This is a genomic window from Pseudomonas asgharzadehiana (genome assembly GCF_019139815.1).
GTDB classification, from domain to species: domain Bacteria; phylum Pseudomonadota; class Gammaproteobacteria; order Pseudomonadales; family Pseudomonadaceae; genus Aquipseudomonas; species Aquipseudomonas asgharzadehiana.
This window is the reverse complement of record NZ_CP077079.1, coordinates 1,811,480-1,824,043: the sequence shown is the minus strand read 5'-3', so window position 1 is coordinate 1,824,043 and position 12,564 is coordinate 1,811,480. Positions and strand designations below refer to the sequence as shown.

Here is a 12,564-nt window from a genome sequence, read left to right as displayed (position 1 = left end):
ACACTTGTTTGAAACATACGTTTCAGGGTGTGTCTTGTCAAGCCTGCAGGTTCGTTTTGCGGCCGGGCAGTCATCTATTTGAGCGCTATTTAATCACATCCTTTCAGGTCTGTAGGCAGCGCTATCTCAACGGCGTAGGACGGCGGACCAATGACCGTCCAGCGGAGTCATGTAAAAGGATGATTGCCAAGCGCAGTTCACTGTATATAATCCCAGTCACTGTATAAAAAGACAGAGCGATCAACATGCTAAAACTGACGCCACGCCAAGCTGAGATTCTGGCTTTTATCAAGCGCTGCCTCGATGACAACGGTTATCCGCCGACACGAGCCGAGATTGCGCTGGAACTGGGGTTCAAGTCCCCCAATGCCGCCGAAGAACACCTCAAGGCCCTCGCTCGCAAAGGTGCGATCGAAATGACCCCCGGTGCCTCGCGAGGTATTCGCATCCCTGGTTTCGAAGCCAAGGCCGACGAATCGACACTGCCGATCATTGGCCGCGTCGCCGCCGGTGCGCCGATCCTGGCGCAGCAGCACGTCGAGGAATCCTGCAACATCAACCCGACCTTCTTCCACCCGCGCGCCGACTATCTGTTGCGGGTACATGGCATGAGCATGAAGGACGTGGGTATCTTCGATGGCGACCTGCTGGCCGTTCACACCACCCGCGAGGCCCGCAATGGCCAGATCGTCGTAGCGCGTATCGGTGATGAAGTCACGGTCAAACGCTTCAAGCGTGAAGGCAGCAAGGTCTGGCTGCTGGCCGAGAACCCTGAATTCGCCCCGATTGAAGTGAATCTGAAAGACCAGGACCTGGTGATCGAAGGCCTGAGCGTCGGCGTTATTCGCCGCTAAAGGAGGCATCATGCAGCTCGTGCACACCCCACAACACACGCAACTGTCGCTGTTCGAAGCCTTTATGGCCCAACCCCTTGTGCCTACTCTCAAGGAAACAGTCGAGGCGCCCTGGAGCGCCGAACCTGAGGCGTTCAGTGAACTGTCGTTGCGCGGCGCTGCCGGAAGCTGCCTGAGCCTGCTGGCACCGATACTGCGTCAGTTGAGCGAAGAGCAGGATGCCCGCTGGCTAACGTTGATCGCCCCGCCCGCCAGCCTCACCCAGGCCTGGCTGCGGGATGCCGGCCTGAACCGCGAGCGCATCCTGCTACTGCAACCACGCGGTACGCAAAGCGCCCAGCAGTTGACTTGTGAAGCGCTGCGCCTGGGGCGTAGCCACACGGTGGTGAGCTGGTTGAACCCGTTGAACGCGACGGCCAAACAGCAGTTGATCAGTGCTGCGCGCACAGGGGATGCGCAGAGTTTGAATATTCGATTGGGATAAAATCACAGGCTTGGCCTGTAGTGATCGGGCTCGCCACTAAAGCCCGTTCACCACGAGACTCAGTGAAGAATCCGCGGTCCGTCGTCTTTTTCCGGTTCGCCTTCCGCCAACCGACCGGCCATCTGCACACCCACGCTCAACATGGCTTTTGCCACTTCCACGTGCTGGCCTTGCAGAAACACTTTGGCGTCTTCGGAAAAATCCAGAGTAACCAGAGAACCTTCGTCCTCGGCCCGGCGCAGTTCGATTCGACCGTCAGGCAGTTCAACAATTTCCAGAAAGGACGTCGGCATAAAAGTCTGTTCTCCACGAAAGGCCGGGATTATATCAGTCATACACCCAGCCTCGCTGAGGATCTGAACAGGTTTCTTTACAGCTTGATGAACGGTGCTTTTTGAGTCCGAGCCGCTATTAGCACTCGTTAAGACCTTCACGAAAGCGCAGTGCCATCTTCTTCAGCTCTTGCCGCCAACCTTCCAGCTCCGCCCGACTCAGTGGCTGGGGCTCCTCCTCGTCCAAGGCTACCGCTACGATCAGCGGTTGAGTGACGTCACCCTTAGGCACATGGGGAACACGCGGCGGCTGGAACATATCAGCATGGGCCTTGAGCAAACGCGCCACCCAGCTGTCGGGGCTCTGAGCCATCTCTACCAGCTCGGCCAATTCGGGGATGGCCATGGACTCCAGCACTTCATGGTTCATGATCATTTCCGCACGAGGCGAACCGGCCTGGGGCAAACGGTAGAACCCTGCGATCTCATGGCACAGCCCGAGCAAGGCGCCGTACAAGTGGAACAACGCCGCCTCGCGCCCTGCCTGGACCAGCGCGATAGCATTCATCTCCTTGCCTTCCTCCGCACGGCCAAGGGCCTCCAGAGACAAACCCGCGAAGTAAATTTTCTGATTGGTACGGGTATAGAGTTCGTTGGCCATACGGCAATCTCCACAACGAATGAGGCAGGATGCTGGCTGAACAGTGTCACGGATCAGCCGAGCCCACTGCAAGTGCCATGAACGGCCGCTTACGTGAGAAGAAACTTCACTTACAGAACCACGCAGATGCAAAAGGGGCTTGCTCCCGATAGCGGTATACCAGTCGACGTGTATATAGACTGATGCACCGCTATCGGGAGCAAGCCCCCACACTCAAGCGTCGGCGTCTCCGGCAGATCAAGCGCCCTGGCGCTTGTCCTCGACTTTCCACTTGCCACCGTCGTAGAACGCTTTCCAGCCGGTAGGCTTACCGTCCACTTCGGTCTGCACGTACTGCTCCTTGGTTTTACGGCTGTAGCGGATCACGGCTGGACGACCATCCGGATCCTTCTTCGGCGCTTCACACAGGAAGTGGTACTTCGGATCGATCTCATCCTTGTGCGGCACGATCTCCAACACCAGCGGTGCACGGGTCTCGCGGTTTTTCGGGAACTGGCTGGCAGCCAGGAACAACCCCGAGGCACCGTCACGCAGGATGTAGGTGTCGTTGACCTTCTCGCACTTGAGTTCAGGCATCTTCACCGGGTCCATCTTCGGCGGCGCTGCGTCACCGCTTTTGAGCAGTTTGCGGGTGTTCTTGCAGGTCGGGTTGGTGCAGCCGAAGAACTTGCCGAAACGGCCGGTCTTGAGCTGCATCTCGCTGCCGCACTTGTCGCATTCCAGGCTCGGACCTTCGTAGCCCTTGATGCGATAAGTGCCCTCTTCAATCTCGTAGCCGTTGCAATCCGGGTTGTTACCGCAGATATGCAACTTGTGCTTCTCGTCGAGCAGGTAGGCATCCATCGCCGTGCTGCAGATCGGGCAACGGTGCTTGCCACGCAATACCAGCGACTCGGATTCACCTTCGTCATCGGCAGCGATTTCATCACCCGGCACCAGGTTGACCGTGGCCTTGCAGCGCTCTTTTGGCGGCAGGCTGTAGCCCGAGCAACCGAGGAACACACCGGTGGATGCGGTACGAATCTGCATCGGGCGGCCGCAGGTCTGGCACGGGATGTCGGTCATCACCGGCTGGTTGGCACGCATGCCGCTGTCAGGGCTTTCGGCCACTTCGAGTTTCTTTTTGAAGTCGCCGTAGAACTCGTCCAGCACGTTTTTCCAGTCACGCTCGCCCTGGGCCACGTCATCGAGGTTCTCTTCCATGCCGGCGGTGAAGCCGTAGTCCATCAGGTTGGAGAAACTCTCGGACAGACGCTCGGTGACGATGTCACCCATCTTTTCCGAATAGAACCGACGGTTGTGCAGCGCCACGTAGCCACGGTCCTGGATGGTGGAAATGATGGCCGCGTAGGTCGAAGGACGACCGATACCGCGTTTTTCCATTTCCTTGACCAGGCTGGCTTCCGAGTAACGCGCCGGCGGCTTGGTGAAGTGCTGCGACGGATCGAGCTTGATCAGCTTCAACGTGTCGCCCTGGGCCATGTCCGGTAGCACATCGTCATCGCCCGGTTTGGCGATTTGCGGCATCACACGGGTATAGCCGTCGAACTTGAGGATACGGCCCTTGGCACGCAGCTCGAAGTCGCCGGCGCCCACGCTCACGGTGGTGGACAGGTATTGCGCCGGCAGCATCTGGCAAGCCAGGAACTGGCGCCAGATCAGCTCATAGAGGCGCTCAGCATCACGCTCCATGCCGCTCAGCTTTGCCGGCGTGGTGTTGGCGTCGGAAGGACGAATCGCTTCGTGAGCCTCCTGGGCGCCTTCCTTGCTGCTGTAGACGTTTGGCTTCTCCGGCAGGTACTTCTTGCCGAATTCGCTTTCAATATAGGTGCGCGCCATCGCCACCGCGTCTTGCGACAGGTTGGTGGAGTCGGTACGCATGTACGTGATGTAGCCGGCTTCGTACAGACGCTGGGCCATCATCATGGTTTTCTTCACACCGAAGCCCAGGCGGTTACTCGCGGCCTGTTGCAGGGTGGAGGTGATGAACGGCGCCGACGGCTTGCTGCTGGTCGGTTTGTCTTCACGCTTGACGATGCTGTAACTGGATGCCTTGAGCTTTTCCAGCGCGGCCATGGCCTGGGCTTCGTTCAGCGGCTTGAAGGCCTCGCCTTTCTCGCGGGCCACTTCAAAGCGCACGTTGGCGCCCTTGGCGGTGCCGAGGTCAGCGTGGACTTCCCAGTACTCTTCGGGGTTGAACGCACGAATCTCACGTTCGCGCTCCACCACCAGCTTGACTGCTACCGATTGCACACGACCGGCGGACAGGCCACGAGCGATCTTGGCCCACAGCAGCGGCGAGACCATGTAGCCCACGACGCGGTCGAGAAAACGTCGCGCCTGCTGGGCGTTGACGCGGTCGATATCCAACTCGCCCGGCTTGGAGAAGGCTTCCTGGATGGCTTTTTTGGTGATTTCGTTAAACACCACGCGTTTATAGCGGCTGTCATCCCCGCCAATGGCTTCGCGCAGGTGCCAGGCAATGGCTTCCCCTTCGCGGTCCAAGTCCGTTGCGAGATAGATGGTGTCGGCATCTTTGGCGAGCCGGCGCAGCTCTTCGATGACCTTTTCCTTGCCCGGAAGGATTTCGTACTTGGCCTTCCAGCCATGATCCGGGTCCACACCCATGCGCGAGACCAGTTGCTTGCGCGCTTTCTCTTTTGGCGTGAGTACCGGACCTTCACCCGCAGCCGCCTTGCCGCGCTTGGCGGCAGGCTCCTTGCTGGCGCTAGCCGAACCGCTGGTGGGCAGGTCTCGGATATGGCCGATACTCGACTTCACCACGTACTCGTTGCCCAAGTACTTGTTGATGGTCTTGGCCTTAGCCGGGGATTCCACAATGACCAGCGATTTGCCCATGGATCGGAAAATTCCTGAATTCGAGAAGTGAAAGGCAGTTGGCGCCTGACGCGGCAACGCTATATATAGTGGCAACCGGGTGAGGTCAAGCGCAGCATTCTGCGCGACCTGCCGTTATTGCCCTGAAAAAACACTGGGTTCGGCCTGGACCAAAGCAAAGCGCGGGACCTGCTCGCCGTCAACTTCGACGGACTCCAGGAACATGCTCAAGGGGCGCACCCAAAAGCCGTAATCACCATACAGAGCTTGGTAGAACACCACTTCCTCTTCGGTTTCGGAGTGCCGCGCCACACTGAAAACACGGTACTGCGGCCCCTTATAATGTTGGTAGAGCCCTGGTTCGACTTTCATGCTCCGGCCCTCTTACAAAATTTGTTTAAAAAAAAATACAAAACTGCCCAAAAACAAAAACCGGGGCACTGGGCCCCGGCTTCCGTCAACCCAACGCTCAGACGCGTTCGAAGACGGTGGAAATGCCTTGGCCGAGGCCAATGCACATGGTAGCTACCCCGAGGTTGCCGCCATTCTGCTTCATCACATTGAGCAAAGTGCCAGAAATCCGCGCACCAGAGCAACCGAATGGGTGGCCCAGGGCGATCGCACCGCCGTGCAGGTTAACCTTCTCGTTCATCTTGTCGAGTACTTTCAAATCTTTCAGCACCGGCAGGGCCTGTGCGGCAAAAGCTTCGTTGAGCTCGAAGAAGTCGATATCGGAGATGGAAAGGCCCGCACGCTTCAAGGCTTTTTGCGTGGCCGGTACAGGACCATAACCCATGATCGCAGGGTCCACCCCCGCCACCGCCATCGAGCGGATCACCGCCAGCGGCTGTATACCCAGGTCCTGGGCACGCTGCGCCGACATCACGATCATGCACGAAGCGCCGTCGGTGATTTGCGACGAAGTACCAGCAGTCACGGTGCCGCCCTTTGGATTGAAGGCAGGTTTAAGTGCCGCCAGGCTTTCCAGGGTGGTGTCCGGACGAATGGTTTCGTCATAGTCAAACAGTTTCAGGAAACCGTTTTCGTCGTAGCCGTTCATCGGGATGATTTCATCCTTGAACTTGCCTTCCACGGTGGCCTTGTGGGCGAGCTGGTGAGAGCGCACGCCGAACGCGTCCTGGGCTTCGCGGGTAATGCCATGCATTTTGCCGAGCATTTCCGCGGTCAGGCCCATCATGCCCGAGGCTTTTGCCGCGTACAGCGACATGTGCGGGTTAGGGTCGACGCCGTGCATCATGCTGACGTGGCCCATGTGCTCCACGCCGCCGACCACGAACACATCACCATTGCCGGTCATGATCGCCTGGGCGGCAGTGTGCAACGCGCTCATCGACGAACCGCACAGGCGGCTCACGGTCTGACCCGCCGCAGTGTGCGGGATCTGAGTCATCAAGGAAGCCATGCGCGCAATGTTCCAGCCCTGCTCCAGGGTCTGGTTGACGCAACCCCAGATCACGTCCTCGACTTCATTCGGGTCGACCTTGACGTTGCGTTCCAGCAGTTTGCTGATCAAGTGCGCCGACATGTCTTCGGCACGGGTGTTGCGGTGCATGCCGCCCTTGGAGCGGCCCATCGGTGTGCGACCGAAGTCGACAATCACCACGTCTCTTGGATTCAAGCTCATAAATATTCTCGCTCTAGTCGTTTGGGCGCTTAACCGAAGAAGCTCTGGCCGTTCTTGGCCATTTCACGCAGCTTCGCGGTCGGGTGGTACAGCGGGCCCAAATCAGCGTATTGATCAGCCAGGGCAACGAATTCAGCCACACCGATCGAGTCGATGTAACGCAGCGCACCGCCACGGAATGGAGGGAAACCAATACCGTACACCAGGCCCATATCGGCTTCGGCGGCGGTCTCGACGATACCGTCTTCCAGGCAACGCACGGTTTCCAGGCACAGTGCGATCATCATCCAGTTGATGATGTCCTCGTCGGACACCTCACGCTGCTCATAGATAACCGGCGCCAGTACTTCGTGCACCGACGGGTCAGCAACTTTCTTCTGCTTGCCCTTCTTGTCAGCCTCGTAGGCGTAGAAACCCTTGCCGTTCTTCTGGCCCAGGCGCTTGGCGTCGTAAAGTGCGTCGACAGCCGAGCGACGGTCGTCCTTCATGCGGTCCGGGAAACCTTCAGCCATCACGTCACGACCGTGATGACCGGTGTCGATGCCGACCACGTCCATCAGGTACGCCGGGCCCATTGGCCAGCCGAATTTTTCCATGACCTTGTCGATACGCACAAAGTCCACGCCGGCACTGACCAGCTTGGCGAAACCGCCGAAGTACGGGAACAGTACGCGGTTGACCAGAAAGCCCGGGCAGTCGTTGACCACGATCGGGTTCTTGCCCATTTTCTTGGCGTAGGCAACGGTAGTGGCAACGGCCAGCTCGCTGGACTTCTCGCCACGGATCACTTCCACCAGCGGCATCATGTGCACCGGGTTGAAGAAGTGCATGCCGACGAAGTTTTCCGGACGCTTGAGAGCCTTGGCCAGCAGCGAGATGGAAATGGTCGAGGTGTTGGAGGCCAGGATGGTGTCGTCTTTGACCTGGGCTTCCACTTCAGCCAGCACGGCCTGCTTGACCTTCGGGTTCTCGACAACCGCTTCGACCACCAGGTCGACATGACCGAAATCGCCGTAGGACAGCGTAGGACGAATACCGTTAAGCACTTCGGCCATTTTCGCAGCAGTCATGCGACCTTTATCAACGCGGCCCACCAGCAGTTTGGCGGCTTCCGCCAGGCCCTGCTCGATGCCGTGCTCGTTGATGTCCTTCATCAGGATCGGCGTGCCTTTGGACGCCGACTGATAGGCGATACCGCCGCCCATGATCCCGGCGCCGAGCACGGCGGCCTGTTTCACGTCTTTGGCGATTTCGTCGTAGGCCTTGGCTTTTTTCTTCAGTTCCTGATCGTTCAGGAACAGGCCGATCAGGCTTTGGGCAGCCGAGGTTTTCGCCAGTTTGACGAAGCCTGCCGCTTCTACTTCCAGGGCTTTGTCGCGACCGAAGTTCGCGGCTTTCTGGATGGTCTTGATCGCTTCAACCGGCGCCGGGTAGTTCGGGCCGGCCTGGCCAGCCACGAAACCTTTGGCGGTCTCGAACGACATCATTTGTTCGATGGCGTTGAGCTTGAGTTTTTCCAGCTTCGGCTGACGCTTGGCCTTATAGTCAAATTCGCCGCTGATGGCACCCTTGATCAGGTTAAGCGCGGCTTCGGCCAGTTTGTCCGGGGCAACCACAGCGTCGACGGCACCGACTTTCAGCGCGTCTTCCGCTTTGTTTTCCTTGCCGGCGGCAATCCACTCGATCGCGTTGTCCGCGCCAATCAGGCGTGGCAGGCGCACGGTGCCGCCAAAACCTGGGTAGATGCCCAGCTTGACTTCAGGCAGGCCGATTTTGGCAGTGGCCGCCATGACGCGAAAATCCGCCGCCAGGCACATTTCGAGGCCGCCGCCCAGTGCGATGCCATTGATGGCGGCAACGGTCGGCACATTGAGGTCTTCGAAATCGCTGAAAATCTTGTTGGCTTCGAGGTTGCCAGCCACCAGCTCGGCATCGGGCAGCTTGAAGTTGTCGACGAATTCGGTGATGTCAGCGCCGACGATGAACACGTCCTTGCCGCTGGAAACGATCACCCCCTTGACCGAAGCATCTGCTTTGATGGCGTCTACGGCCTGACGCAGTTCGTTCAGGGTTAGACGATTGAATTTGTTGACGGACTCACCCTTGAGGTCGAATTTCAATTCGACGATGCCACTTTCAAGAGCCTTAACCGTGATGGCTTTACCTTCGTAAATCATCAACTGATCTCCACGATATGGAAGCTGAACAGTACACATTGGACGCTGGCCTCTGGTTTGACACTGACAGTTGCATCAATGCTCACGCCAATCCGCCAGGCACACCCGCCAATGCGATAGTCGGGATTCTGTATGAACGGTCTGACAGACAAACGCTCAATTCATACGCCCGTTTGATTTGGGTACGCCACCTTCATCCAATTCAGGGCAATTGTCAATCGCCCGAAAGGCTAGGAAAAAGGCGACTTTCCAGTCATTTTCAGAACCTCGCCCCAGGCGTGCGCCTCGCCAATATCTAACTATTCACGAAATCAATAATTCAAAAATTTTACGAAAGACTGTACAGAACGCGATATGCCGCTAGGCTTGCGGCAACCGTACCGCGCGCGGATCAACATCCGACGCGCCAAACCCTGATTTACCGGCCTGCCTGGCCAACTCCAGCCCGATGATGATGTCGGGCTTTTTATTGCCAGCTTATTTTAACCAAGTGCTATCAAGCCAATGCCTTGAGCAGTGCATCGATGGCCAGCAAGTCACTTGCCTGACCCTTCTCGCCCCAATACAGGGCGATCATTTGCTTGTCGGCGTCGACTTTGTAGACGTTGGCCGGCAACGTCGCAAAATGCGGCAACAACCTTTCATCCACACACACTTCGCGCCACTGATTGACCCACACACCTGGCTCCAACTGCCAATAACTCCAGATCGCCGGCGTACCGCCGCGCCGTGGCCGGCAGTACTGCGCGCACGGGCTTGGCGGCTCATGCTTGAGCCAGTGGGGCCACTCCTGAGGCGCCAGTTGCATGGCCAGGCCAATGCGGCGCGCCTCCATGCGCAAGGCCATGCGCCCGCTCTGATGGCGCGAAGGGCGCAGCCATGCCAGAGGGCTCAAAACCACGACAAGGATTGACACCACTATCCAGACCGTCATATGTGTACTCCCGATTTTTCTGATGAGCGGATTTGACCTGACGCAAGCCGATCCGCTTGAAAGCAGCCATACTGAATTTATTGCAGTCCCCCTGGAGGAACGCCTCATGCCCTACGAACATATTCTGGTCGCTGTCGACCTGACCGAAGAGTGCGATCCAGTGATCAAGCGCGCACAGGAATCTGCATTGGCCAATGGCGCCATACTGTCGCTGGTGCATATCGTCGAGCCCATGGCCATGGCCTTTGGCGGTGACGTGCCGATGGACCTTTCCCAGTTGCAGCAACAACAATTCGACCAGGCCAAGGAGCGCCTGGACCGTTTGATTCTCAAATACCCGCACCTGAAAAAGGAAGACTGCCACCTGACATACGGCCAACCGCGCCAGGAAATCCATCACTTGGCCAAGGAAAAGGCTTGCGACTTGATCGTGGTGGGTAGCCATGGTCGTCACGGTTTGGCGTTGTTGCTGGGTTCTACTGCCAATGATGTACTGCACGGCGCGCCGTGCGATGTGTTGGCCGTCAAACTGGTCAAAGACAAGTAAGACCGATGAAGATCCAACGTGGGAGGGGGCTTCCTCCCACATTTGAACTGCATTTCATATAAAAAAGCCCGACGCTCAATCAAACGAGCGCCGGGCTTTTTATCAGACCGCCATCACTCAGCCATCCAACTCAGCCCAACGCTCCACCAACACTTCCAGCTCCTGGTTCAGCGTCTCCAGGGAAGCGATGACCTTGGCGGTTTCCGCCGCAGGGCGCTGGTAGAAACCCGCGTCAGCCATTTCTGCTTCTACGGCGGCGATCTGCTGTTCCTTGGCGTCGATATCGCCCGGCAAGGCTTCCAGTTCGCGCTGCAGCTTATAGCTGAGCTTCTTCTTATTGGCCGTCGGCGCTGCCTCCGGAACCGGCGCAGCTGCCACAGGGGCGACCACGGCCGACGTCAGGTCGGCTTTGCCCGACTTACTTTCAGTCACGCCCAGCAAACGCGGCGAGCCACCCTGGCGCAGCCAGTCCTGGTAACCACCGACGTACTCGCGCACCTTGCCTTCACCTTCGAAGACCAGCGTGCTGGTAACCACGTTATCGAGGAATGCCCGGTCGTGACTGACCATCAGCACGGTACCGTTGAAGGTCAACAGCACTTCTTCCAGCAGTTCGAGGGTTTCCACATCGAGGTCGTTGGTCGGTTCGTCGAGCACCAGCAGGTTTGCCGGTTTGCTGAACAGCTTGGCCAGCAGCAAACGCGCACGCTCGCCACCGGACAAGGCCTTGACCGGCGTACGTGCACGCTGCGGGCTGAACAGGAAGTCGCCCAGGTAACTCAACACGTGGCGGCTCTGGCCGTCGATATCGATGAAGTCGCGACCCTCGGCCACGTTATCGATCACGGTTTTTTCCAGGTCCAGTTGATGACGCAACTGGTCGAAGTAGGCCACGTCGATGCGCGTACCTTCCTCCACGGTGCCGCTGGTCGGTTGCAAGCCACTGAGCATCAACTTGAGCAAGGTGGTCTTGCCGGTACCGTTGGCGCCCAACAGGCCGATACGGTCGCCGCGCTGCAGGACCATGGAGAAGTCCTTGATCAGGAACGGGCCGTCCGGGTGGTGGAAGCTGACGTTCTCCAGCACCATCACCTGCTTGCCCGACTTGTCGGCGGTATCCAGCTGGATATTGGCCTTGCCGGTGCGCTCGCGACGTTCGCTGCGCTCAACGCGCAAGGCTTTCAGCGCACGTACGCGGCCTTCGTTACGGGTGCGGCGGGCCTTGATGCCCTGGCGGATCCAGACTTCTTCCTGGGCCAGTTTCTTGTCGAACAGCGCGTTGGCGGTTTCTTCGGCGGCCAGCGCGGCTTCCTTGTGTACCAGGAAGCTGGCGTAGTCGCCGTTCCAGTCGATCAGGCCGCCGCGGTCCAGTTCAAGGATGCGCGTGGCCAGGTTCTGCAGGAAGGAACGGTCGTGCGTGATGAACAGCACGGCGCCCTGGAAATCCTTGAGGGCTTCTTCCAGCCAGGCGATGGCCCCGATGTCCAGGTGGTTGGTCGGTTCGTCGAGCAGCAGCAGGTCCGGCTCGGACACCAGCGCCTGGGCCAGCAGCACGCGACGACGCCAGCCGCCGGACAATTGGGCGAGGGTCTTGTCGGCCGGCAATTGCAGGCGGCTCAGGGTGCTGTCGACCAGTTGCTGCAGGCGCCAGCCGTCACGGGCCTCGAGGTCCTGCTGAACATGCATCAGCTTGTCCAGGTCTTCTTCGGTGACGCAGTTCTGCGCCAGGTGGTGGTATTGCGCGAGCAACTCGCCCACGCCGTCCAGGCCTTCGGCAACCACGTCGAACACTGTCCGTCCGTCGGCCACCGGTAATTCCTGGGGCAATTCGCCAATCTTGAGGCCCGGCGCGCGCCACACAGAACCGTCATCGGGCTTCTGGTCGCCTTTTACCAGCTTCATCATGCTGGACTTGCCGGTGCCGTTGCGGCCGATGATGCACACCCGCTCACCACGGGCGATCTGCCAGGACACCTTGTCCAACAACGGCATAGCGCCGAAAGCAAGGGACACATCGCTGAATTTGAGCAGGGTCATACGCTTCTCCAAAAACTGGGCGCGCATTCTACCTGAGTTGAGGGTGGGATGCGGCCCGCATTTTCTCTGTCGACACGTTCTGTAGGACATTTCCGATGAACTTGAATGAACCGCC

At 58.6% G+C, this 12,564-nt stretch carries 11 protein-coding genes; 3 read left to right on the top strand and 8 right to left on the bottom strand.

All coding sequences use genetic code 11. From position 1 onward, the window contains the following. Positions 1-245 precede the first annotated feature (245 nt). Both lexA and sulA read left to right on the top strand, forming a co-directional pair. Positions 246-854, top strand: a complete 609-nt coding sequence (gene lexA / locus KSS96_RS08430; RefSeq protein ID WP_003172575.1) for a transcriptional repressor LexA — start codon at positions 246-248, stop codon at positions 852-854. A gap of 10 nt (positions 855-864) precedes the next feature. Beyond that, positions 865-1,338, top strand: a complete 474-nt coding sequence (gene sulA, locus KSS96_RS08425; RefSeq protein WP_217855986.1) for an SOS-induced cell division inhibitor SulA — start codon at positions 865-867, stop codon at positions 1,336-1,338. Positions 1,339-1,397: 59 nt separating this feature from the next. On the opposite strand, the gene KSS96_RS08420 is transcribed toward sulA, so the two are convergent. The 7 genes from KSS96_RS08420 to KSS96_RS08390 form a co-directional block, all read right to left on the bottom strand. Further along, positions 1,398-1,631, bottom strand: coding sequence for a hypothetical protein (locus tag KSS96_RS08420; RefSeq protein ID WP_017526653.1), 234 nt, complete (start codon positions 1,629-1,631; stop codon positions 1,398-1,400). 118 nt (positions 1,632-1,749) lie between these two features. Next, positions 1,750-2,271 (bottom strand): DUF6586 family protein, encoded by a 522-nt coding sequence (locus KSS96_RS08415; RefSeq protein ID WP_017526654.1) that lies wholly within the window; start codon positions 2,269-2,271, stop codon positions 1,750-1,752. A 237-nt stretch (positions 2,272-2,508) separates the two neighbouring features. Beyond that, positions 2,509-5,130 carry a type I DNA topoisomerase gene (gene topA / locus KSS96_RS08410; RefSeq protein WP_017526655.1) on the bottom strand — a complete coding sequence of 874 codons (2,622 nt, stop codon included), beginning with the start codon at positions 5,128-5,130 and terminating at the stop codon, positions 2,509-2,511. A 114-nt stretch (positions 5,131-5,244) separates the two neighbouring features. After that, a complete protein-coding gene (locus KSS96_RS08405) occupies positions 5,245-5,481 on the bottom strand; it encodes a DUF1653 domain-containing protein (protein WP_017526656.1) in 237 nt (78 codons plus the stop codon). 97 nt (positions 5,482-5,578) lie between these two features. Continuing rightward, positions 5,579-6,754, bottom strand: coding sequence for an acetyl-CoA C-acyltransferase FadA (gene fadA, locus KSS96_RS08400; RefSeq protein WP_003172567.1), 1,176 nt, complete (start codon positions 6,752-6,754; stop codon positions 5,579-5,581). Positions 6,755-6,783: 29 nt separating this feature from the next. Further along, entirely contained in the window at positions 6,784-8,931 is a 2,148-nt protein-coding gene (gene fadB, locus KSS96_RS08395) for a fatty acid oxidation complex subunit alpha FadB (protein ID WP_017526657.1), read from the bottom strand. A 496-nt stretch (positions 8,932-9,427) separates the two neighbouring features. Then, on the bottom strand, positions 9,428-9,865 hold the full coding sequence (locus tag KSS96_RS08390) for a hypothetical protein (RefSeq protein ID WP_017526658.1): 438 nt from the start codon (positions 9,863-9,865) through the stop codon (positions 9,428-9,430). 106 nt (positions 9,866-9,971) lie between these two features. Between KSS96_RS08390 and KSS96_RS08385 the strand changes: the two genes are divergently transcribed. Next, entirely contained in the window at positions 9,972-10,412 is a 441-nt protein-coding gene (locus KSS96_RS08385) for a universal stress protein (RefSeq protein WP_026067164.1), read from the top strand. Positions 10,413-10,529: 117 nt separating this feature from the next. On the opposite strand, the gene KSS96_RS08380 is transcribed toward KSS96_RS08385, so the two are convergent. After that, positions 10,530-12,449, bottom strand: a complete 1,920-nt coding sequence (locus KSS96_RS08380; protein WP_017526660.1) for an ATP-binding cassette domain-containing protein — start codon at positions 12,447-12,449, stop codon at positions 10,530-10,532. Positions 12,450-12,564 lie beyond the last annotated feature (115 nt).